The following is a 21,338-nucleotide window of genomic DNA, read 5'->3' as shown; positions in this document are numbered from 1 at the left end:
TATCCGGTTGCCGCTGTTTTTAATCTTTCCGACCCGGTCACTTCGTGATGTTGTTCACGTTGTTCCCTGTCGATGGAGCGGCATTATAGGGAGTTGGATTTTAATGGCAAGCGAATAAATACAGTTTTATTTCGTTTGCCGTTTTTTTGTCCAGAAGCCGTTATTTCTGCCCTTTTGCTATAAAGGAAGGCAATGCAGCAAGGCTTTCCAGTACCGCATCCGCAGCACTTTCACTTTCCGGGGTTACGGGTTTGCCGGTACGAACTAAAATCTTATGCCCCACTCCTGCAGCAGCAGCTGCCTGCATATCTTCCAGTTTGTCGCCCACCATATAAGAAGAGGCCATATCAATGCCTAGTTCTTCTTTGGCCGTCAAAAACATCCCAGGTTGCGGCTTACGGCAATCACAGGCTTGTGTAAACTCCTTAACCAAGCCTTCAGGATGATGCGGACAAAAATAGATACCGTCGAGATCCACGCCACGATCGGCAAGCGACCAGTCCATCCACTCGGTCAGAGTCAGAAACTGATCTTCAGTAAATTTGCCGCGTGCTATACCGGACTGATTGGTGACCAGCACCAGTAAAAAGCCCATCTCTTTTAATTTAAGACAAGCATCGATTACACCGTCGATAAACTGGAAGTTATCGATTTCATGTACATAACCATGATCGACATTCAAAGTGCCATCACGGTCGAGAAAGATTGCTGAAACAGGTTGTGCCACGAATTTGCTCCTGATGGCTGATTAACGGCGCCAGTATCGCATGTTTTCAATGCTTGTGAGAATGCTAACCTGGTTGACTTAGACGTCTAGACGCCTTAGCATCCACGACATGCTACGGGGAAGACCTCCGCAGAGTTAAATTCACCACGTCACGGCAAAAAGACAGAATAAAAAATAATATGATTAAACTTTCTAACATCACCAAGATTTTCCTGCAGGGTTCGCGCCAGATCGTCGCGCTCTCTGACGTGAGTCTTCACGTCCCTGCCGGACAAATTTATGGCGTAATCGGTTCTTCCGGCGCGGGGAAAAGTACCTTAATACGCTGCGTCAATTTGCTGGAGCGCCCGACTAAAGGCCAGGTGTTGGTCGATGGTCAGGATCTGATGTCCTTCTCAGAGAAAGCGCTGACCCGCGCACGCCGCCAGATTGGCATGATTTTCCAGCACTTTAACCTGCTGTCGTCACGCACCGTTTTTGGCAACGTTGCCCTGCCACTCGAACTCGACAATCTTTCTTCAGCCGATATTAAGAAACGAGTTTCCGAGCTGCTGAGCCTGGTCGGGCTGGAAGATAAGCATGATGCCTACCCGGCGAATCTTTCCGGTGGACAAAAACAACGCGTAGCCATTGCCCGTGCGCTGGCCAGTAATCCAAAAGTATTGCTGTGTGATGAAGCTACCAGTGCACTGGATCCAGCTACCACCCGCGCAATCCTGGAATTACTAAAAGATATCAACCGTCGTCTGGGGCTCACGATTCTGCTGATCACCCATGAGATGGACGTCGTAAAACGCATTTGCGATCAAGTTGCTGTGATCAGCGATGGCAAACTGATTGAGCAGGATAAAGTAAGCGAGATGTTCTCACATCCTAAGACTCCGCTTGCACAGCAATTTATTCAGTCAACGTTGCACCTGGATATTCCGGAAGATTACGCCGTGCGTCTGGTACCCCAGCCTGAAACGGGTCGCGTTCCTTTACTGCGCCTGGAGTTTACCGGTCAGTCCGTTGATGCCCCGCTGCTTTCCGAAGCAGTCCGTCGCTTTGACATCAACAATAATATTATCAGTGCTCAGATGGATTATGCCGGCGGTGTAAAGTTCGGGATTATGCTGACAGAAATGCACGGTTCAGAAGAAAATACTCAGGCGGCAATTCAGTTCCTGCATGAGAATCAGGTGAAAGTAGAGGTGCTGGGTTATGTCTGAGGCAATGATGTGGTTAATGGGCCGCGGAATCTGGGAAACGGTCATCATGACGCTAACCTCTGGCTTCTTTGGTTTTGTGTTAGGTTTGCCTTTCGGCGTACTGCTGTACGTCACCCGTCCGGGTCAGATTGCAGAGAATAAAAATATCTATCGCGTGATGTCGGCGCTGGTTAACATTTTCCGTTCCATTCCTTTTATTATCTTGCTGGTATGGATGATTCCCTTCACGCGTATGATTGTCGGCACCTCAATCGGTTTGCAGGCAGCGATTGTCCCGCTGACTGTGGGTGCTGCGCCGTTTATTGCCCGCATGGTTGAGAATGCCCTGCTGGAAATTCCAAGCGGTCTGGTGGAAGCCGCCCGCGCAATGGGTGCAACACCGATGCAGATCATCCGAAAAATCTTATTGCCGGAAGCTCTGCCAGGTCTGGTCAATGCTGCCACCATCACGCTGATCACTCTTGTAGGCTATTCTGCTATGGGTGGCGCTGTCGGTGCCGGTGGTTTGGGACAAATCGGTTATCAGTACGGTTATATCGGTTACGACGCAACTGTCATGAATACTGTATTAGTCCTGCTAGTGGTTTTGGTGTATTTAATTCAATTTTGTGGCGACCGCATCGTAAAAGCAGTCACACATAAATAACGAAACAACAGCTGTAATAGCTACCTGTGAATGATTTATATCCGTTTATTGAGGAAAGGACATGTCTAACAAATTCAAATCCATTGCAGTTGTCGGCGCGCTTCTGGGATCGCTGGCTTTAGTGGGCTGCGGGCCAAAAGAACAAGATCCAAATCACATCAAAGTGGGTGTGATCGTAGGCTCTGAACAGCAGGTCGCTGAAGTTGCACAGAAAGTAGCTAAAGAGAAATACGGTCTTGATGTTGAGCTGGTGACTTTCAATGATTATGTATTGCCTAACGAAGCACTGAGCAAAGGTGACATCGATGTTAACGCCTTCCAGCATAAACCTTATCTTGATCAGCAGATCAAAGATCGCGGTTACAAACTGGTCCCGGTGGGTAACACGTTCGTTTACCCAATCGCCGGTTACTCTAAGAAAATCAAATCTATTGATGAGCTGAAAGATGGCGACCAGGTTGCGCTGCCAAACGACCCGACTAATCTCGGCCGTTCTCTGCTGCTGCTGCAAAAACAAGGTCTGATCAAACTGAAAGACGGTGTTGGTCTGTTACCGACAGTTCTGGATGTGACTGAGAACCCTAAAAATCTGAAACTGGTCGAACTCGAAGCACCACAACTGCCACGTTCACTGGATGATGCGAAAATCGCTCTGGCCGTAATCAACACCACTTACGCCAGCCAGATCAACCTGACGCCAGAGAAAGACGGTATCTTCGTAGAAGATAAAGAATCTCCATACGTGAACCTGATCGTTGCACGTGAAGATAACAAAGATGCTGAAAACGTGAAGAAATTCGTTCAGGCTTACCAGTCTGATGAAGTGAACGCTGCAGCGAATAAAATCTTCAACGGTGGCGCAGTGAAAGGTTGGTAATTGCCCGAAATCAGGAACCCTACATTTTTCCTGAGTATTCGTTTCTAAGATAGTAGACTCGCAAATACATCTTTTCATAAATAAATAACAAGGCGGGCTTATGCCCGCCTTGTTATTTTCTCAATACCTTGGTTCAATAACGCCACATTCTTTCCTGTAAACATATTAAAAAGCAGAGGATATACCATGCGTGCTTTACCTCTCTGTTTGTCGGCACTTTTGCTGGCGGGTTGTTCCCTGACTCAACACACACAGCCAACCCCCCCTGCGCCTGTTGTAAAAGAAGAACCAAAACCTGTCAAACCAAAGCCGGCACCAGTACGCCCCGCTCCTGTAAAGCTCTATAAAGATGCAGAAGCTTTAGTCGGAACTCCATTCCGTGATCTGGGCGAAGTCTCCGGCGAATCTTGCCAGAGCGCTCAAAATGATGCGCCACCGAGTCTGGCTACTGCACGGAAAAGAATGCTGACCCGTGCATCCTATATGAAGGCCAATGCCGTATTGTTACATCAGTGCCAGATTATCAGCGGCGTACCAGGCTGCTTCCAGCAGGCGATTTGTCAGGGTTCCGCCCTGAACGTCACGTTTAAATGACCTCATTTTCTTTTGAGCAAATAGGGATCATTCACTCGCCCTATAAAGAGAAGTTTGCTGTTCCGCGCCAGCCCGGATTGATCCAGGATGGTGGCGGCGAATTACATCTGCATCCGCCTTATAACCAGCCCGAAGCTGTTCGCGGGCTGGAAGACTTCAGCCATTTATGGGTGATGTTTATTTTCCATCAGACGATGGAAAGCGGCTGGCGTCCGACAGTTCGCCCACCACGTTTGGGCGGGAATGTGCGTACCGGTGTATTTGCCACCCGTTCAACCTTCCGGCCTAATCCGCTCGGGATGTCTCTGGTTGAACTGAAAGGGATTCGCTGTCAGGGTCAGAATGTCATTCTGCAGCTTGGCAGTCTGGATTTAGTGGATGGCACACCTGTTGTGGACATTAAGCCGTATCTTCCCTTTGCGGAAAGCCATCCTGATGCACGCGCCGGTTTTGCTCAGCACGCACCTGATGCCGATATGCCGGTAGAATTTTTACCGCAGGCTGAACAGCAACTGGCTGAGCATGCGAGGCAATACCCGCATCTGCGCCGCTTCATCACGCAGGTTTTAGGACAGGATCCCCGTCCGGCTTATCGCAAAGGTGAAGCCACAGCGCGCGATTATGCCGTTCGTTTACTCGAGTTTAATGTCCGCTGGCGGGTCACAGGCTCTGTGAATCAGGTATTGTCCCTCGACAAAGACTAAATTTCCTCAGCCTCTCTTTTGACAATAGCAACTCGCTGGTAAACTAAGCCACTTTTCACGTTTTGGCTGCCCATGGCAGCCCGATTGCAATTTGCAGTGCTAACGGAACCAACACATCATGCGTACTACTCAATATCTGCTCTCTACACTGAAAGAGACGCCAGCCGACGCGGAAGTTATCAGCCACCAGCTGATGCTGCGCGCAGGGATGATCCGTAAACTGGCCTCAGGCCTGTATACCTGGCTGCCGACCGGCTTACGTGTTCTCAAGAAAGTTGAAAACATCGTACGCGAAGAAATGAACAACGCGAACGCCATTGAAGTGTCGATGCCGGTAGTCCAGCCCGCTGATTTGTGGCAGGAGAGCGGACGTTGGGAGCAATATGGTCCGGAATTGTTACGTTTCATTGATCGTGGCGAGCGCCCGTTCGTACTGGGTCCAACCCATGAAGAAGTGATCACTGACCTGATCCGTAATGAAGTCAGCTCATACAAGCAGCTGCCACTGAATTTCTTCCAGATCCAGACTAAATTCCGTGACGAAGTTCGCCCGCGTTTTGGTGTAATGCGTTCCCGTGAATTCCTGATGAAAGATGCCTACTCATTCCATACGACGCAGGAATCTTTGCAGGAAACTTATGACGCGATGTACGCGGCCTACAGTCAGATTTTCAACCGTATGGGTCTGGATTTCCGTGCCGTGCTGGCGGATACCGGTTCTATCGGCGGCAGCGCCTCTCACGAATTTCAGGTGCTGGCACAGAGCGGTGAAGATGATGTCGTATTCTCTGATTCTTCTGATTTCGCCGCTAACATCGAATTCGCAGAAGCGCTGGCACCCGCAACGCCACGAGCTGCAGCAACAGAAGAAATGCGGATTGTCGAAACGCCGGACGCAAAAACTATCGCTGAACTGACAGAACAGTTCCAGGTTCCGGTTGAGAAAACGATGAAAACTCTGATGGTTCATGCAACAGCGGAAAGCGGTCATAAACTGGTTGCTTTGCTGGTTCGTGGTGATCATGAGCTGAACGAAATCAAAGCCGAGAAGCTGCCGCAAGTTGCTGCACCACTAACATTTGCAACGGAAGCAGAGATTCGTGAGATCGTCGCGGCTGGCCCGGGTTCACTCGGTCCGGTTAATCTGCCAATGCCAATCGTCGCGGATCGTACTGTTGCTGCAATGAGCGATTTCAGCGCAGGCGCTAACATCGACGGTAAACACTATTTCGGAATTAACTGGGATCGCGATGCTGCGCTGCCAGAAGTAGCCGATATCCGTAATGTAGTAGCCGGTGATCCAAGCCCTGATGGTCAGGGAACGCTGGTCATTAAACGCGGTATCGAAGTTGGTCATATCTTCCAGCTGGGAACCAAATATTCCGAAGCGATGAATGCTACCGTTCAGGGCGAAGATGGTCGTAACCAGTTGATGACCATGGGTTGTTACGGTATCGGTGTGACTCGTGTGGTCGCTGCGGCGATTGAACAAAACCACGATGACCGCGGTATTATCTGGCCGGATGCTATCGCACCGTTCCAGGTCGCTATCCTGCCAATGAACATGCACAAATCTTTCCGTGTGAAAGATGCGGCAGAAGCGCTGTATAAAGAACTGCGTTCACACGGTATCGATGTGATCCTCGACGATCGTAAAGAACGTCCGGGCGTCATGTTCGCGGACATGGAACTGATCGGTGTGCCGCATCAGGTGGTGATTGGTGATCGTAATCTGGATGCTGAAGAGCTGGAATACAAAAACCGTCGCACTGGCGAAAAACAGATGATCAAACAAAGCGATATCGTGGAATATCTGCTGAGCCAGATCCCGCGTTAAGATCCGCTGATGATCATTTGTCCATAAAAATGCCCGCGTAATGCGGGCATTTTTATTTGTGCTATTCCGCCTGAGCCTAATCGCTTTTACGGGCAGGACTTCGTTGCATCAAACCGTACGTTTTTATCTGCAACCACAGCCTTTTGCACCTGCCCTTCTTCCATTGACGGCTCTGTCATGAAATGCCCGTCCATAGAAAGGAAGACCAGCTGATTGGGGGTTTTACGCGAGGCAAGATACCCTTCTTCCAGCGATTTATTTGCCGACATCGGGAATATGTTGCCTGTCGCACAATCTTTAAAGGAAGCAGCATCGGCGCTGTATTGCATCATTCCGCTCAGTGCCATTGGCGTTTTCGGCAAATTCTGCTGCACCGGCGTCAACGTATAGTTGAATGTGGACGTAATCGGCTCACCGCTTTGATCCAACATTTCCAGATTTTCATCTTTCGGATGGAAATAACGTTTCTCGCCCTGGCTGTCCGTCAGCACCAGTTTATCCGCAGTGCGGGCCCAGCGTCCGTAGCTGGCAAACACCTGATCGCCCTCTTTGCCGCCCTGATATTCCTCCTGAAGGATGTAAGTCCCATCCTGATCCAGGAATAATGACGTCTTCAGGCCACTGCAATCTGCGCACGGCAACACGCCACTGTAACTCTGCTGCATAGCCTGCAAAGGTTTTTCATGATTAAAGGCGGCGGTATGGCAACCGAAGAGTGACAGCGCCCCGAGCGCCAGCACTGCACTAATGATGATTTTTTTCACAGTTTCTCCCCTACTGCTTTTCTACAGTGCCGCGATAAAAATTGTCCTGCAGCACGAAGTTAGGGCTAACGTATTTTGCCCCGTAATGCTTTTGTCGCACCCTTGCGAACTTTACTTTCAACCCGACGAATTTTAGACCCACGAGTCGGCTTCGTCGCGCGGCGCGGTTTTTCTACTACCATCGCCTGTGAAATCAGTGCCCCCAACCGGGCCAGAGCGGCTTCGCGATTCATCTCCTGACTCCGGTATTCCTGGGCTTTGATAATGACCCAACCGTCGGCAGTAACGGAATGATGATTAAAAGCCAGTAAGCGCTCTTTGTAATATTCTGGCAAACTCGACGCTTTAATATCAAAGCGTAAATGGATAGCCGTTGATGTTTTATTGACGTTCTGACCGCCGTTGCCCTGAGCGCGGATCGCCGTTAATTCGATTTCGCTGTCAGGTATTTCCAGTTTTCCTGAAAGGATTAGCACGCTGATTACCTGGCTTCTTTTATGACAGACTCTTTCCATTCAGAAAAATGAATTTCCAAATTACTCTGAGCATCAGAAAGCCAAATAGTTCCGTCCTGCAATGTGGCCTGTAAGTTCATGGTACGGCTGCCAAAAGCAGTCAATTGATTCAGCAACTCATCTTCTAAATAACGGATACGCAGGTTCTCAAAACCTCTGACTTTCCCCTCGATTTGCGACCACCAGACTTTCGCAGCACGCTCACCATACGCATAAAGGACCACCTCACGCGATTGGTTACAGGCTTTTTTCAGACGCTTCTCATCAGGTAGTCCTAATTCGACCCATAATTCGATGCCGTTATGGTCGTTTTTACGCCAGATTTCCGGCTCATCTTCGGCGCTTAATCCGCGGGTAAAAGTCAGTCGTTCGTCGGCATGGTAAATCCATGCCAGCAGACGCAGCATCATGCGTTGTTCTGTTTCGGAAGGATGCTGTGCCAGAGTCAGGCTGGCGTCATGAAAGAAATTACGATCCATATCAGCGATATTGACCGCTGCTTTATAAATGGTTGCTTTTAACGCCATGGTAAACCCCTTGATAATAGACGCACAGTGTACTTGAAAGCATCCTGCTGCGGCCAGTTTTCCCCCGATGGTCATCCGCAATAAAGGCTTTACGCAAACGATTTACCTTTACAGGCCTGCTAATAACTCACACTCTCCTGTGCTATAGTCGTTAAATACTGAGAGCTTATCTTTCTGCGCTTTCCTCAGAGGGATACGCTTTTTAGGGAGAACTTATGCAACAATACTGTGAGTTGGTACGCCGTAGATATTCTGAAATTGCCAGCGGTGATCTCGGATATGTGCCCGATGCGTTGGGCTGTGTATTGAAAGCATTGGACGAAGTCGCAGCAAATGCTGAACTTCCGTCTTCCGTTAGGGACCAGGCGGCCTACGCCGCCGCTAACTTATTGGTGAGCGATTATGTCGATGAATGATGAGTACAAACCCATCAATTGTGATGACTACGATAATCTCGAGCTCGCCTGCCAGCATCACCTGGTTTTGACGCTGAAGATGCGTAGCGGAGAAGTCGTTGAGGCTAAAGCCAACGATTTGTTAATGCGTAAGAAAGTGGAATATCTGGTGGTTGAGGCGAACGGCGAACAACGAGATCTGCGTCTGGATCACATTGAAAGCTTTAGCCATCCGGAAATTGGCACCGTTGTCGTCAGTGCCGAATAGCGACAACCGACGTCAGTTACCTAACGGGCAATCTCAGGATTGCCCGTTTGCATTTCTGAGGCAATATCATTTCAACGACGTCAGACTGGCGTAATACGCTGCCAAATCACTGATATCCTGATCGGATAATGACGCACTAAAAGCCTGCATCACACCCGCCTGCCCGCCACTTCTCTCACCCTTCTTGTAAGCATGCAGTGAAAGCGCCAGATAATCTGCATTTTGCCCTGCCAGATTAGGATAAATCGAATTCATGGCTTTACCCGTTGCGCCGTGACATGCCGAGCAGCTGGCTGATTTAGACTGCCCGTCAACCACATTTCCCCCCGCCAGAGCAGGCAAATTGATCAGCATCGATGCCACTATCCCTGCCAGTGTTCTTCCCATTACTTGCATCACAACTCCCCGGGCAAATAACATCCGCCTCAAATAAACCGTTCTTTCCGTTTATTACGCAGCCGACCAGATGATCCGCCATTGCGCTTCATTATTTTCAGCCCGGGACTGGCGCGTAATAAACCAACCCGGGGCTGCCATCAATTGATCATTGTAATAAACCAAAGGGATACGGCCCCGTTCCCATGGCGGCACACCTAACTCAGACCACAATTTTTTCGCCTGGCGCGCACGATCCCGTCCGACTTTTTCGATATATCCCTGCACCTGAAAACGCACAGTGATCTTTTCGCCAGCACGTGGCTGGCGGATCAAACAGTCAGCCCCCTGCGCGATGAGAACATGATCGGCAATCAGACAGCCCAGACCGTCAGGTAGCGTTAATTTTTCAGCCGGATCCCAGCAGAGGATTTGATCTTTAAGCGACCGGCGTTCTGGCAATACATACAAACGCCCACGGAAACGCCGGACTACCATTTTCCCCAGCACTAACTGCGCCTGGGCATCTTCGCGGCTCAAAGCTACCTCATCCCATATTCTCTGCAGTTGTTCACGCGAAGGCATTCTTGCGCCACGCGATGCCAGCCAGCGACGTAATAGCGCAGAGCGTCTGACGGCTGAAAACGCCTTCAGCCTCTCAACCGACAGACTGCCCTGCTCATCGGTCAATGAAGTGAGAGACTCACTGAGCAACTCATCCAGCAGCGTCTCCTGCTCTGCGCAAAGTGATGCGCTGCGGGCTGTGGCTTGCGCAAAGTGCGGCCAGCGCTGGTAAAGTGCGGGAAAAATATCCAGTCGCAGAAAATTGCGATCAAAGCGGGCATCCCGGTTACTGTCATCTTCAATCCAGCTGAGCTTTAACTGCTTCGCGTATTCTTCAAGCTGCTCACGGCTGAGCTCCAGAAAAGGCCTTAACAAGCGATAACCGTGTATTGAACTGTCCCCGCTCATCGCCGAGAGACCGGCAGGTCCGCTTCCACGTTTAAGCGCCAGCATGAAAGTTTCACATTGGTCATTCAGGTGTTGTGCTGTCAGTAACACTTCACCAGCAGTCAGACTTTCAGCAAATGCCTGATAACGTGCCGTTCGTGCCGCCGCTTCAATCCCACCTTCCTGTGCATCTACCTGCACTTTAGCGACAGAGAAAGGGATATCTCGCTGCTGACAAAACGTCTGGCAGTGTGCGACCCAGTCATCTGCAAACTGGCTTAGTCCATGGTGGATATGCAATGCACGCAGTTCGATATCCGGCAACGCTTTGTCGCGTAACTCAGCCAGTCCGGCCAGCAGTACGGAAGAATCCAGTCCACCGCTGAACGCAACGCAAAGTCTTCGTGCATCACCGATTTTATTGAGCAGATGTTTTGAAAGAAATGTCACGGCCAGTTTTGAACTCATAGGATAATCAGGATTCGTACAGTTCCAGCGGCAAGCCATCCGGATCGTTGAAGAAAGTAAATTTTTTGCCGGTGTAAGGATCAATTCTTACCGGTTCGCAGACAATGCCGGCTTCAGTGAGGGCGGAAATGGACTGTGCGATATCTTCAACGCTGAACGCCAGATGGCGTAATCCGCACGCCTCAGGACGACTTGGCCGGGCTGGCGGTTGCGGAAAGCTGAATAATTCAATGGTGTAATGACCATTAAGCGCCAGGTCAGCTTTCCAGGAATCGCGTTCCTCACGGTAAAACTCCCCCAGTAACGTGAACCCGAGAATGTCACAGTAGAAGTGTTTGCTGGCCTGATAATCAGAGCCAATGATGGCGATATGGTGGATCTGGCGGAGATTAAGCATAGTCATGTCCTGTTGATTTCTGACCTGCACGTTACTCAGGGCGGCCAAACACGTCAATAAAAAGCCCTCTTAAAGAGGGCAGTTTGCTAGCCCGCTTCCGGAAGTTTTAAGACCTTCACCAGATAGCGCCCGTCTTCTGTGAGCCGCGTTCCATGAATATCAGTTTCAAAACCAGGGTAACGCTCGCCTATTGAACAAAGCATAATCAGGAAATCGAGCACAGCCCGACTTTCTTCCGTGATCATCTCGCCCGGCATCACCACAGGTACACCCGGCGGATAAGGCAGGATCATGTTGGCTGACACTTTGCCGACCAGTTCATCAATGTCGCATTCATCAATATGTCCGCGTACCTGATGCTGGAACATTTCGTACGGCGTCATTTTCATTTCCGGCAGCACATCAAATGCTTCCAACATTAAACGCTGCAGGTCGTGACGAACGATCAGTTTGTGGATCCCCTGCGCCAGATCCTGAATCCGCATATTGCGATAAAAATCAGGATCTTCCGCATACAGATCAGGCAGCATATTCTTGACCCGCAAATTGAGATCATAACTGCGCTTAAAATCAGTCAGGCCGCGCATCAGACTCATGGATTTGGTTTTATCAATGCCGATACTGAACAGGAAAAGCAGATTGTACGGACCGGTTTTTTCTACCACCACGCCGCGCTCATCGAGGAATTTCGCCACTAACGCCGCCGGGATCCCCTGTTCTTCCAGCTTACCCGTTTCATCCATTCCGGGTGTCAGGATCGTCACTTTGATCGGATCAAGATACATATGATCGGTATCGGCGTTGGCAAAACCGTGCCAGTTTTGATCGGGATTCAGCGGCCAGCACTCGGCTTCATCAATATATTCAGGCTGCCAGATATCAAAGAACCAGCCCTCGGTTTCTTCCCGCAACCGCTGTATCTCCTTACGGAAATGCAGCGCGCGTTCAACCGAGCGGTTAATGAGACGCCGTCCGGGGTTACCGCGCAACATCGCCGCGGCAGTTTCTGCAGAAGCCACAATGCCGTAATTTGGCGATGTGGTGGTGTGCATCATATAGGCTTCATTAAAGGTACTTTCGTTGTAATCACCCTTAATGTGAATCATCGATGCCTGTGAGAAAGCTGCCAGTAGTTTGTGCGTTGATTGCGTTTCGTAAATGACTTTTCCGGGAATGCGCTCGCCGCTCATTCCGCTTTTACCGTCATAAATCGGATGGAAATTAGTGTATGGCACCCATGCAGAATCGAAATGAATCGACGGAACATCCAGTGTGTTTTTGATGTAATCCGTGTTGTACAGCAAGCCGTCGTAAGTCGAGTTAGTGATCACTGCGTGCACTGGCCAGGTGGCATTCTCTGTCTGTGCAATTTTCTCTTCGATGCTTTCGCGGGTGAATTCATGCTTAGGAATCCCGCCAAGAATGCCATACGCGTTGCGATTGGGACGCAAATAGACCGGCACAATATTGGTCATCATCATCAGATGGGCGAGCGATTTATGACAGTTGCGGTCAATCAGCACCGTACTCCCTGCCGGTGCCGCATACATTCCGACAATTTTATTGGCCGTCGAGGTGCCATTAGTGACGATATAACTTTGCTCGGCGCCGAAAGTACGGGCGATATATTCCTCCGCCTCTAGATGCGGACCAGTGTGATCCAACAGGGAACCAAGTTCTGTCACAGAAATCGACACATCGGCTTTCAACGTTTTGGCCCCGAAAAAATCATAGAACAACGTCCCTACCGGGCTTTTTAAAAACGCCGTACCGGCCATATGCCCCGGCGTACAGAAAGTGTACTTTCCTTCTTCTACGTAGGTGAACAACGCTTTAGTCAGCGGCGGCGTAATGGTATCGATGTATTCATCGGTGTACTGGCGGATGCGTTTGGCAATATCCTCCGCCGCACTCAGTGCGTATTCAAAGAAATAGAGCACCATGCGCATTTCATTAACGTCGACGTCCAGCGTCGAATGCGTATTGATGAAAGCGTAAAGCGGCAGATATTCATTCAGCTCATTAATGGCTGTACACAGCTCTTCGCTATGCTGATCCCAGTCGAAAATAGCGCCGCAAATGCGGGCATTATTTTCGATGAGTTTGAGCAGATCCGCGCGATCGCGCGGATAAATGACCTGAAATCCGAGAAGCGTCAGCGCGCTATCCAGTTCACGGATCGGCTCGTCTTTGTAGTAAGCCCCTTCCGGGCGCATGATAGCGATAATATTCATCTGACAAATCCTTCTGTTATTTATTTTCTAAGGTATTTATAGAAACACGGTTAGTGCCTGCTGGGTACCCTTTACCGTTGAGTTTAAAGTGAAATGGGGAAATTTAAGAATGCTGGAAAGATGGATAGATGAAAACGGACAATAAAAAAGGCCACGCAATGCGTGGCCTTTCGAAAATCACGTTCAGGATCAGCAGTAGCCGTAAGTCATCAGACGCTGATAACGACGGTTACGCAGCTCTTCCGTACTCAACACATCCAGATCGCTCAGATCAGCTTCAAGTTGTGCACGCAGAGAAGCAGCCATCGCTTCTACGTTACGGTGAGCGCCACCCAAAGGCTCAGGGATCACAGAGTCGATCAGTTTCAGCTCTTTCAGACGCGGTGCAATGATGCCCATCGCTTCCGCGGCCAGAGGGGCTTTATCCGCACTCTTCCACAGAATTGATGCACAACCTTCCGGCGAAATAACCGAATAGGTGCTGTATTGCAGCATATTAACTTTATCACCCACACCAATCGCCAGTGCACCACCTGAACCACCTTCACCGATCACGGTGCAGATAACCGGGACATTCAGACGGGACATTTCGCGCAGGTTACGGGCGATCGCTTCAGACTGACCACGTTCTTCAGCGCCCACGCCCGGATAAGCGCCCGGTGTGTCGATGAAGGTGATGATTGGCAGTTTGAAACGCTCAGCCATTTCCATCAGACGTAGCGCTTTGCGATACCCTTCCGGGGCGGGCATGCCGAAGTTACGACGAATTTTCTCTTTCGTTTCACGGCCTTTCTGATGACCAATGATCATCACGGCACGTTCGCCCAAACGAGCAATACCACCAACGATAGCTTTATCGTCTGCGAATGCACGATCACCCGCCAGTTCATCAAAATCGGTAAAGATATGTTTGATGTAATCAAGCGTATAAGGACGACGAGGATGGCGTGCCAGTTGGGCAATTTGCCAGGCACCCAGATCAGAGAAAATCTTACGGGTCAGTTCAACGCTTTTCTCGCGCAAGCGTGCAACTTCTTCGTCCAGATTAATATCTAATTTTTCGTCTTGACGGCTGACTGCAGTCAGCGAGTCAATTTTCGCTTCCAGTTCCGCAATCGGCTGTTCAAAATCAAGAAAATTCAGACTCATAGCATTCCTATTTTAGTCAAATTCCAGTTCCACCTGCTCAGTACCGACCAGGCCTCGCAAATCCAGCAACAGTTTGTCCGTTGGCGTAACACGCCATGACGCCCCGAATCGTAGCCGGGCTCTTGCGTTTTCTCGTTGGTAATACAGATGCACTGGTATCGTCCCCGATCGATGTGGTTCCAACGATTGGCGGAGACGGTTCAAAAGCTGGTCATCAATTTGCCTGTCAGTCAGCGAGATAGCAAGACCGCGAGCATATTTTTCCCGTGCTTCACTGATGTCCATTACATCGCGGGCCATCATTTTAAGCCCGCCACTGAAGTCATCAAAGCTGACCTGTCCTGTGGCGATAAGGATACGGTCTTTTTCCAATAAATGCTGGAATTTTTCCAACGCTTCGGTGAACAACATCACTTCCAGACGACCGGAACGGTCATCAAGTGTACAGATCCCAATGCGGTTACCCCGCTTGGTGACCATGACACGCGCAGCGAGGACCAGCCCCACTGCGACGGTCATTTTGCCCCGTTCCGTCGGATGCATATCTTTTAAACGCTGGCCGCCGCCATAACGTTCAATTTCTTTCAAATATTGTGTGATCGGATGGCCGGTCAGATACAAGCCGAGCGTCTCACGTTCGCCATCCAGAACAGTTTGTTCCGGCCATGGCATCACATTCGCGTAAGATTTCTCAACCTGCTCAGGTGCTTCTGCAAGCACACCAAACATATCAACCTGACCAATCGCCTCGGCTTTGGCATGTTGATCAGCGGCTTTCAATGCGTCGCTTAGGGAACTCATCAACGCGGCACGGTGTGGTCCCAGGCGGTCAAACGCCCCGGACATGATCAGCTTCTCGAGAATACGTTTGTTCAGTTTTTTGACGTCAGCACGCGCGCAGAGATCAAACAGTTCTTTGAAATAGCCGCCTTCGTTACGCGCTTCAATAATGGCTTCAATCGGACCTTCACCCACGCCTTTAATCGCGCCGATGCCGTAAACAATTTCGCCTTCATCATTCACGTGGAAATGATACAGACCGCTGTTGATATCAGGCGGTAAAATCTTCAGCCCCATACGCCAGCATTCATCCACCAGCCCGACCACTTTCTCGGTGTTATCCATATCAGCCGTCATTACCGCCGCCATGAACTCCGCAGGATAGTGCGCTTTCAGCCACAGCGTCTGATACGAGACTAAAGCGTAAGCCGCCGAGTGAGATTTGTTAAAACCGTAACCGGCAAATTTCTCTACCAGGTCAAAGATTTTAATCGCCAGTTCGCCGTCAATACCCCGAGATTTGGCCCCCTCTTCAAAACCACCGCGCTGCTTGGCCATCTCCACCGGGTTTTTCTTACCCATTGCACGGCGGAGCATGTCTGCACCACCCAGCGAGTAACCGGCCAGAACCTGCGCAATCTGCATAACCTGTTCCTGATACAGGATGATGCCGTATGTCGGCTCCAGCACAGGTTTCAGGGATTCATGCTGCCACTGGATATCCGGATAAGAAATCTCTTCACGACCATGTTTACGGTCAATAAAGTTATCCACCATGCCGGACTGCAATGGCCCAGGGCGGAACAGCGCGACCAGTGCGATCATATCTTCGAAGCTGTCGGGCTTCAGACGTTTGATCAAATCTTTCATGCCGCGGGATTCAAGCTGGAATACCGCCGTGGTTTCCGAGCGTTGCAGCATGTCGAAGCTTTTTTTATCATCCAGCGGGATGGCCGCAATATCCAGCGGTGCCTCACCGGCTTTCGCACGGCGGGCGTTGATCATCTCCAGCGCCCAGTCGATGATGGTCAGCGTACGCAGACCGAGGAAGTCGAACTTCACCAGACCCGCGTATTCCACGTCATTTTTATCGAACTGCGTGACCGGGTGATTACCTTCTGCGTCACAATAAAGCGGCGCGAAATCAGTGATTTTGGTCGGCGCAATCACCACACCACCGGCATGTTTACCGGCATTACGGGTTACACCTTCCAGCTGACGCGCCATATCGATCAGCGACTTAACTTCTTCGTCAGCCTCGTAAATCTCTGGCAACTGCGGCTCAGCGGCAAATGCTTTTTCAAGCGTCATCCCCGGATCAGGAGGCACCAGTTTGGAAATGCGGTCAACGAAACCGTAAGGATGGCCCAGAACACGCCCCACATCGCGGATCACCGCTTTGGCCGCCATGGTACCGAAGGTGATGATCTGCGAGACCGCTTCGCGGCCATACATTTCTGAAACGTGATCGATAACCCGGTCGCGTTTTTCCATGCAGAAGTCGACGTCAAAGTCGGGCATGGAAACACGTTCAGGGTTAAGGAAACGTTCGAACAGCAGGTCAAACTCGAGCGGATCCAGATCGGTGATTTTCAGGGCATACGCCACCAGAGAACCCGCACCGGAACCACGCCCCGGCCCGACAGGCACGCTGTTATCTTTCGACCACTGGATGAATTCCATTACGATCAGGAAGTAACCGGGGAAACCCATCTGGTTGATAACTTTAAGTTCGATGTCCAGACGCTCGTCATATTCAGGGCGTCTTTGTGCACGAACTTCCGGATCCGGGAATAAAAACTCAAGGCGCTCTTCCAGCCCGATTTTTGATTTTTCGACCAGAAAATCTTCAGTGGTCATATCACCGGTAGGAAACTGCGGCAGAAAATATTCGCCCAGACGGATGGTGACATTACAGCGTTTGGCGATTTCCACGCTGTTTTGCAGAGCTTCAGGCAAATCCTCAAACAGCTCGCACATTTCATCTTCACTGCGCATATATTGCTGTGAAGTGTAATTGCGCGGACGTTTAGGATCATCCAGTGTAAAGCCATCGTGGATCGCAACACGAATCTCATGGGCATCAAAGTCGGTCGGCACCATAAAGCGCACGTCGTTGGTTGCCACCACCGGCAAACCGCGTTCTGTCGCCAGTGCGACCGCCGCATGCAGATAGTTTTCTTCTTCTGCCCGACCGGTACGGATCAATTCGAGATAATAGCGATCAGGGAAATACTGCTGGTAGAAATCCAGGCACTGACTGACTTGCAAATCATTTCCGCGGGTCAGAAACTTACCGACATCACCCATTCTCGCGCCGGACAGCAGGATCAAACCTTCATTGAGTTCTGCCAGCCATTCGAGGTCGACGATCGGCCCGGCTGCGCCGTAACCGCGCTGATATGCTCTGGAAATCAATAATGTCAGGTTCTGGTAACCCTGATTATTCATCGCCAGAACAGTCAGTTGGGCCAATTCATCACCCAGAATTTCGCTTTGGACATTCAGGTCTGCACCGATAATCGGTTTTACACCTGCGCCATGTGCCGCACCGTAAAATTTAACCAGTCCGCACAAGTTAGTGAAATCGGTAATCGCCAGAGCAGGCATGCCGAGTGACGCTGCGCATTTCACCAGCGGACCGACCTTCGCAAGCCCATCCACCATGGAATAGTCGCTATGTACACGCAGATGAATAAAACGAGGTTCGGCCATATCCAGAGTCCAGAAATGAGTGAATTAAAGGTTTGTGTGCCCGTCTTTTTTAGCAATAAAAACGGGCAGGAACAAATGACGCGTTATGCCAGTCCGAGCGCGCGTTTCACCGGTGAAAAACTTCGACGGTGGTGTGTAGTGGCTCCAAGACGGGCAAGACTTTCAAGATGCACCGGCGTCGGATAGCCTTTGTGCTTCGCAAAACCATATTCAGGGAACTGAAGATCCAGTTCAACCATTTCGCGGTCGCGGGTGACTTTAGCCAAAATTGAGGCTGCGCTAATTTCAGCGACTTTGCTGTCCCCTTTCACTATCGCCTGTGAAGCCATCGGAAGTTTAGGGCAGCGATTGCCGTCAATCAGCACCATATCAGGCGTAATACACAAACCGGCAACGGCTCTTTGCATTGCCAGCATGGTGGCATGCAAAATATTCAGTTCATCAATTTCATGTGGTTCAGCGCGCCCGAGACTCCAGGCCAGCGCTTTCTCTTTGATTTCGATGTATAACGCCTCACGGCGCTTTTCAGAGAGTTTCTTGGAATCTGCCAGCCCGGCAATCGGGTTAGCAGGATCAAGAATCACAGCAGCGGTGACGACTGCCCCCACTAAAGGACCACGCCCCACTTCATCCACGCCTGCAATACAGACAGCTTGTGGATAGATAAATACATCACTCATCGCTTTGCCAGCTCCATGACAGCCTGAGCAGCCTGTTCGTCTGCGTCACGGCGGATACTTTCATGCAGTTCCAGGAACGTCTCACGCAGTTCCCGGCTTTTCTCACCACCAGCCAATAAAGGCAGCAACGCAGCAGAAAGTTTGTCAGGTACACATTCGGTTTGCAGTAATTCGGTGACAATTTCCCGCCGTGCCAGCAGATTTGGCAATGAAACATACGGCGTTTTCACCAGACGTTCCGCCAGCCAGAAAGTGAAAGGTTTCATACGATAACCCACCACCATCGGGCATTTTGCCAGCATACATTCCAGCGCTGCCGTTCCCGATGCCAGTAAAGCGGCATCACTGGCGATCATCGCTTCCCGACCTTTCCCATCGAGCAAATGCGCAGGAAGATCAGGGGCTATTTCAGCCTTGATCCGTTCAAACTGCTCGCGACGTTTGGCATTCACCAGGGGCACAACGACATGTAAATCAGGATAAGTCTGTCGTAGCTGCAAAGCTGTTTTCAGAAAATCCGCGCTGAGCATTTCCACTTCAGCGTGACGACTTCCCGGCAGCAAAGCAAGGCAATGCACATCTTCAGGAATACCGAGTGACAAACGTGCAGCCTGTTTATCAGGATGCAGCGGCATCGCATCGGCCATCGTATGACCAATGAAACGACAGGGAACATTGAATTTGTCATAAAACGCTTTTTCGAAAGGCAGGAATGCCAAAACCAGATCCGTTGCCTTGCCGATTTTGAAAACACGTTTTTGACGCCAGGCCCAGACAGACGGGCTGACATAGTGAATAGTACGCAGACCGCGCTGCTTCAAACGACCTTCAAGCGTGATGTTGAAGTCAGGAGCATCAATGCCCACGAACACATCAGGCTTCAGTTCGCTAAAACGACGGGTCAGATCTTTTCGGATTTTCAACAAGCGTGGCAGCCGTTCAAGAACTTCCACCACGCCCATTACCGCCAGTTCTTCCATCTCGTACCAGGCTTCGCATCCTTCCGCCTGCATCAGCGGACCCGCGACACCCACAAAACGGGCATCAGGATGATGCTTCTTCAAGGCTCGAATCAGCCCGGCGCCAAGAATGTCACCGGACGTTTCACCGGCCACCAGGCCAATTGTCAGAACAGGCTTTTGCATTGTTTTCCGTAGCGCAGATCAGCGAATAATACCGCGCGTTGAGCGGTCAAAGAAATCACTGAAAGGTTTAGCTTTCGGGAATTCAGCCGCGATAGCAGCGATTTCCGGTTGTGCTTCTTCCAGCGTTTTACCGCTGCGGTACAGTAACTTATAAGCATTGCGGATAGCGTGCAGATCGGCTTTTTCGAAACCACGTCGCTTAAGCCCTTCGATATTGATGCCGAAAGGTGTCGCATGGTTACCTTGCGCAATGACAAACGGAGGAACATCCTGAGCAACCCCGGAACATCCACCCACCATCACATGCGCACCGATAATACAGAACTGATGCACTGCCGTCATGCCGCCAATGATCGCGAAATCATCAACCTCAACGTGACCACCGAGGGTCGCGTTGTTCGCCAGAATACAGCGATTCCCAATGACACAATCGTGGGCAATATGTGCGTTAACCATCAACAGGTTATCACTACCCACTTTTGTCAGACCACCGCCCTGAACGGTACCACGATGAATGGTAACGCTCTCACGAATATTGTTGCGATCGCCGACCTCAACGCGTGTTGGTTCACCGGCATATTTCAGATCCTGGTTAATTTCACCAATGGAAACGAACTGAAAGATGCGGTTATCGCGACCAATTTTGGTCACGCCATTAAGAACTACGTGTGATTTAAGCTCGGTGCCTTCACCAATTTCTACCTGGGAACCCACGTAGCAGAAAGGACCGATATGAACTCTGGCACCGATAACAGCACCGTCTTCAACAATAGCGCTTGGATGAATAAAGGCGGTTTTATCAATCATGTATTAAGACTCCCGGCGGCGGGCGCACATCATTGATGCCTCGCAAGCGATCTCGCCATCGACTTTCGCGACACCTTTGAAACGAGCAACGCCACGACGCTCTTTAATGAATTCAACTTCCAGAACCATCTGGTCACCCGGCAGGACCGGACGTTTAAAGCGTGCATCGTCGATTGCTGCAAAATAATACAATTCGCCAGGTTCCAGTTTTCCAACGCTTTTAAATGCCAGAATGCCGGTGGCCTGAGCCATTGCTTCCAGAATCAAAACGCCCGGGAAAATCGGTTTACCCGGGAAATGGCCCTGGAAGAACGGTTCGTTAAAAGAAACGTTTTTCACAGCGCGCAAAAATTTCCCTTTCTCAAAATCCAACACGCGATCAACCAGCAAGAACGGGTAACGGTGTGGCAGTAAATCCAGTATCTCTTCAATATGCAGAGTATGAGTGTCAGTAGTCAAAATACTCTTCCTGTCTATAAAAACTGATGGCATCAATAACACGGCCTGCCAGACCCCAAAAGAAGGTCATCAGGCAGGCCGCAAATAGGAACGTATGTCGCAGGTTCACTCAA

The 21,338-nt window shown here is 50.3% G+C and carries 22 protein-coding genes; 8 read left to right on the top strand and 14 right to left on the bottom strand.

Annotated features, from left to right (window positions below):
- Window positions 1-160: 160 nt before the first annotated feature.
- Window positions 161-727 (bottom strand): D-glycero-beta-D-manno-heptose 1,7-bisphosphate 7-phosphatase, encoded by a 567-nt coding sequence (gene gmhB, locus ABIC79_RS22460; protein ID WP_013574225.1) that lies wholly within the window; start codon window positions 725-727, stop codon window positions 161-163.
- Window positions 728-906: 179 nt separating this feature from the next.
- Between gmhB and metN the strand changes: the two genes are divergently transcribed.
- From metN to proS, 6 genes are all read left to right on the top strand, one after another.
- A complete protein-coding gene (gene metN, locus ABIC79_RS22455) occupies window positions 907-1,938 on the top strand; it encodes a methionine ABC transporter ATP-binding protein MetN (protein WP_013574224.1) in 1,032 nt (343 codons plus the stop codon).
- Window positions 1,931-2,584, top strand: coding sequence for a methionine ABC transporter permease MetI (locus tag ABIC79_RS22450; protein ID WP_013574223.1), 654 nt, complete (start codon window positions 1,931-1,933; stop codon window positions 2,582-2,584). Before metN ends, ABIC79_RS22450 begins: the two co-directional genes overlap by 8 nt.
- A 61-nt stretch (window positions 2,585-2,645) precedes the next feature.
- Window positions 2,646-3,461 carry a MetQ/NlpA family lipoprotein gene (locus ABIC79_RS22445; protein ID WP_013574222.1) on the top strand — a complete coding sequence of 272 codons (816 nt, stop codon included), beginning with the start codon at window positions 2,646-2,648 and terminating at the stop codon, window positions 3,459-3,461.
- A 186-nt stretch (window positions 3,462-3,647) separates the two neighbouring features.
- The gene (gene rcsF, locus ABIC79_RS22440) at window positions 3,648-4,055 is read left to right on the top strand and encodes an envelope stress sensor lipoprotein RcsF (protein ID WP_112197849.1); all 408 of its coding nucleotides are present in this window, start codon (window positions 3,648-3,650) and stop codon (window positions 4,053-4,055) included.
- A complete protein-coding gene (tsaA, locus tag ABIC79_RS22435) occupies window positions 4,052-4,759 on the top strand; it encodes a tRNA (N6-threonylcarbamoyladenosine(37)-N6)-methyltransferase TrmO (RefSeq protein WP_015689436.1) in 708 nt (235 codons plus the stop codon). Before rcsF ends, tsaA begins: the two co-directional genes overlap by 4 nt.
- A gap of 118 nt (window positions 4,760-4,877) precedes the next feature.
- Window positions 4,878-6,596, top strand: coding sequence for a proline--tRNA ligase (gene proS, locus ABIC79_RS22430; protein WP_354568547.1), 1,719 nt, complete (start codon window positions 4,878-4,880; stop codon window positions 6,594-6,596).
- A gap of 86 nt (window positions 6,597-6,682) precedes the next feature.
- Here the strand turns inward: proS and nlpE are convergent, their stop codons facing one another.
- The 3 genes from nlpE to ABIC79_RS22415 form a co-directional block, all read right to left on the bottom strand.
- Complete coding sequence (gene nlpE, locus ABIC79_RS22425; protein ID WP_015689434.1) at window positions 6,683-7,360, bottom strand: envelope stress response activation lipoprotein NlpE; 678 nt, start codon at window positions 7,358-7,360, stop codon at window positions 6,683-6,685.
- Between the two features lie 65 nt (window positions 7,361-7,425).
- Window positions 7,426-7,875, bottom strand: coding sequence for an alternative ribosome rescue aminoacyl-tRNA hydrolase ArfB (gene arfB, locus ABIC79_RS22420; RefSeq protein WP_153376608.1), 450 nt, complete (start codon window positions 7,873-7,875; stop codon window positions 7,426-7,428).
- Complete coding sequence (locus tag ABIC79_RS22415) at window positions 7,842-8,402, bottom strand: YaeQ family protein (RefSeq protein WP_013574216.1); 561 nt, start codon at window positions 8,400-8,402, stop codon at window positions 7,842-7,844. The genes arfB and ABIC79_RS22415 overlap by 34 nt, the downstream gene beginning before the upstream one ends.
- A gap of 215 nt (window positions 8,403-8,617) precedes the next feature.
- Here ABIC79_RS22415 and ABIC79_RS22410 point away from each other — a divergent pair, with 215 nt between their 5' ends.
- Window positions 8,618-8,818: a YaeP family protein gene (locus ABIC79_RS22410; RefSeq protein WP_013574215.1), complete on the top strand. Its 201-nt coding sequence runs from the start codon at window positions 8,618-8,620 to the stop codon at window positions 8,816-8,818.
- Window positions 8,805-9,065, top strand: coding sequence for a Rho-binding antiterminator (gene rof / locus ABIC79_RS22405; protein WP_119261296.1), 261 nt, complete (start codon window positions 8,805-8,807; stop codon window positions 9,063-9,065). Before ABIC79_RS22410 ends, rof begins: the two co-directional genes overlap by 14 nt.
- Window positions 9,066-9,131: 66 nt before the next feature.
- Here rof and ABIC79_RS22400 read toward each other — a convergent pair whose 3' ends face one another.
- The 10 genes from ABIC79_RS22400 to fabZ form a co-directional block, all read right to left on the bottom strand.
- Window positions 9,132-9,461 carry a c-type cytochrome gene (locus ABIC79_RS22400; protein WP_112197851.1) on the bottom strand — a complete coding sequence of 110 codons (330 nt, stop codon included), beginning with the start codon at window positions 9,459-9,461 and terminating at the stop codon, window positions 9,132-9,134.
- 54 nt (window positions 9,462-9,515) lie between these two features.
- Window positions 9,516-10,859 (bottom strand): tRNA lysidine(34) synthetase TilS, encoded by a 1,344-nt coding sequence (tilS, locus tag ABIC79_RS22395; RefSeq protein ID WP_112197852.1) that lies wholly within the window; start codon window positions 10,857-10,859, stop codon window positions 9,516-9,518.
- 7 nt (window positions 10,860-10,866) lie between these two features.
- Entirely contained in the window at window positions 10,867-11,256 is a 390-nt protein-coding gene (locus ABIC79_RS22390) for a VOC family protein (protein WP_015689431.1), read from the bottom strand.
- Between the two features lie 86 nt (window positions 11,257-11,342).
- Complete coding sequence (locus ABIC79_RS22385) at window positions 11,343-13,490, bottom strand: lysine decarboxylase LdcC (RefSeq protein WP_354568542.1); 2,148 nt, start codon at window positions 13,488-13,490, stop codon at window positions 11,343-11,345.
- Between the two features lie 189 nt (window positions 13,491-13,679).
- Complete coding sequence (accA, locus tag ABIC79_RS22380; protein WP_013574209.1) at window positions 13,680-14,639, bottom strand: acetyl-CoA carboxylase carboxyl transferase subunit alpha; 960 nt, start codon at window positions 14,637-14,639, stop codon at window positions 13,680-13,682.
- 12 nt (window positions 14,640-14,651) lie between these two features.
- Window positions 14,652-18,134 (bottom strand): DNA polymerase III subunit alpha, encoded by a 3,483-nt coding sequence (gene dnaE / locus ABIC79_RS22375; RefSeq protein WP_013574208.1) that lies wholly within the window; start codon window positions 18,132-18,134, stop codon window positions 14,652-14,654.
- Between the two features lie 83 nt (window positions 18,135-18,217).
- Window positions 18,218-18,814, bottom strand: coding sequence for a ribonuclease HII (gene rnhB / locus ABIC79_RS22370; RefSeq protein WP_037035141.1), 597 nt, complete (start codon window positions 18,812-18,814; stop codon window positions 18,218-18,220).
- Window positions 18,811-19,959, bottom strand: coding sequence for a lipid-A-disaccharide synthase (lpxB, locus tag ABIC79_RS22365; protein WP_037035142.1), 1,149 nt, complete (start codon window positions 19,957-19,959; stop codon window positions 18,811-18,813). The genes rnhB and lpxB overlap by 4 nt, the downstream gene beginning before the upstream one ends.
- An 18-nt stretch (window positions 19,960-19,977) precedes the next feature.
- Complete coding sequence (gene lpxA, locus ABIC79_RS22360; protein WP_013574205.1) at window positions 19,978-20,766, bottom strand: acyl-ACP--UDP-N-acetylglucosamine O-acyltransferase; 789 nt, start codon at window positions 20,764-20,766, stop codon at window positions 19,978-19,980.
- Between the two features lie 3 nt (window positions 20,767-20,769).
- A complete protein-coding gene (fabZ, locus tag ABIC79_RS22355) occupies window positions 20,770-21,258 on the bottom strand; it encodes a 3-hydroxyacyl-ACP dehydratase FabZ (RefSeq protein WP_086935265.1) in 489 nt (162 codons plus the stop codon).
- Between the last annotated feature and the right edge of the window lie 80 nt (window positions 21,259-21,338).

It is taken from the genome of Rahnella sp. 2050, from assembly GCF_040544515.1.
Taxonomy (GTDB): Bacteria; Pseudomonadota; Gammaproteobacteria; order Enterobacterales; family Enterobacteriaceae; genus Rahnella; species Rahnella aceris.
Note: the sequence above shows the minus strand (reverse complement) of the source record. Positions and strands in the feature narration are given on the sequence as shown.

Coding starts and splice junctions, on each gene's coding strand:
- metN (WP_013574224.1), top strand. CDS start 907: ATGATTAAACTTTCTAACATCACCAAGATTTTCCTGCAGGGTTCGCGC.
- ABIC79_RS22450 (WP_013574223.1), top strand. CDS start 1,931: ATGTCTGAGGCAATGATGTGGTTAATGGGCCGCGGAATCTGGGAAACG.
- ABIC79_RS22445 (WP_013574222.1), top strand. CDS start 2,646: ATGTCTAACAAATTCAAATCCATTGCAGTTGTCGGCGCGCTTCTGGGA.
- rcsF (WP_112197849.1), top strand. CDS start 3,648: ATGCGTGCTTTACCTCTCTGTTTGTCGGCACTTTTGCTGGCGGGTTGT.
- tsaA (WP_015689436.1), top strand. CDS start 4,052: ATGACCTCATTTTCTTTTGAGCAAATAGGGATCATTCACTCGCCCTAT.
- proS (WP_354568547.1), top strand. CDS start 4,878: ATGCGTACTACTCAATATCTGCTCTCTACACTGAAAGAGACGCCAGCC.
- arfB (WP_153376608.1), bottom strand. CDS start 7,875: ATGGAAAGAGTCTGTCATAAAAGAAGCCAGGTAATCAGCGTGCTAATC.
- ABIC79_RS22415 (WP_013574216.1), bottom strand. CDS start 8,402: ATGGCGTTAAAAGCAACCATTTATAAAGCAGCGGTCAATATCGCTGAT.
- ABIC79_RS22410 (WP_013574215.1), top strand. CDS start 8,618: ATGCAACAATACTGTGAGTTGGTACGCCGTAGATATTCTGAAATTGCC.
- rof (WP_119261296.1), top strand. CDS start 8,805: ATGTCGATGAATGATGAGTACAAACCCATCAATTGTGATGACTACGAT.
- ABIC79_RS22400 (WP_112197851.1), bottom strand. CDS start 9,461: ATGCAAGTAATGGGAAGAACACTGGCAGGGATAGTGGCATCGATGCTG.
- tilS (WP_112197852.1), bottom strand. CDS start 10,859: ATGAGTTCAAAACTGGCCGTGACATTTCTTTCAAAACATCTGCTCAAT.
- ABIC79_RS22390 (WP_015689431.1), bottom strand. CDS start 11,256: ATGCTTAATCTCCGCCAGATCCACCATATCGCCATCATTGGCTCTGAT.
- ABIC79_RS22385 (WP_354568542.1), bottom strand. CDS start 13,490: ATGAATATTATCGCTATCATGCGCCCGGAAGGGGCTTACTACAAAGAC.
- accA (WP_013574209.1), bottom strand. CDS start 14,639: ATGAGTCTGAATTTTCTTGATTTTGAACAGCCGATTGCGGAACTGGAA.
- dnaE (WP_013574208.1), bottom strand. CDS start 18,134: ATGGCCGAACCTCGTTTTATTCATCTGCGTGTACATAGCGACTATTCC.
- rnhB (WP_037035141.1), bottom strand. CDS start 18,814: ATGAGTGATGTATTTATCTATCCACAAGCTGTCTGTATTGCAGGCGTG.
- lpxB (WP_037035142.1), bottom strand. CDS start 19,959: ATGCAAAAGCCTGTTCTGACAATTGGCCTGGTGGCCGGTGAAACGTCC.
- lpxA (WP_013574205.1), bottom strand. CDS start 20,766: ATGATTGATAAAACCGCCTTTATTCATCCAAGCGCTATTGTTGAAGAC.
- fabZ (WP_086935265.1), bottom strand. CDS start 21,258: ATGCCATCAGTTTTTATAGACAGGAAGAGTATTTTGACTACTGACACT.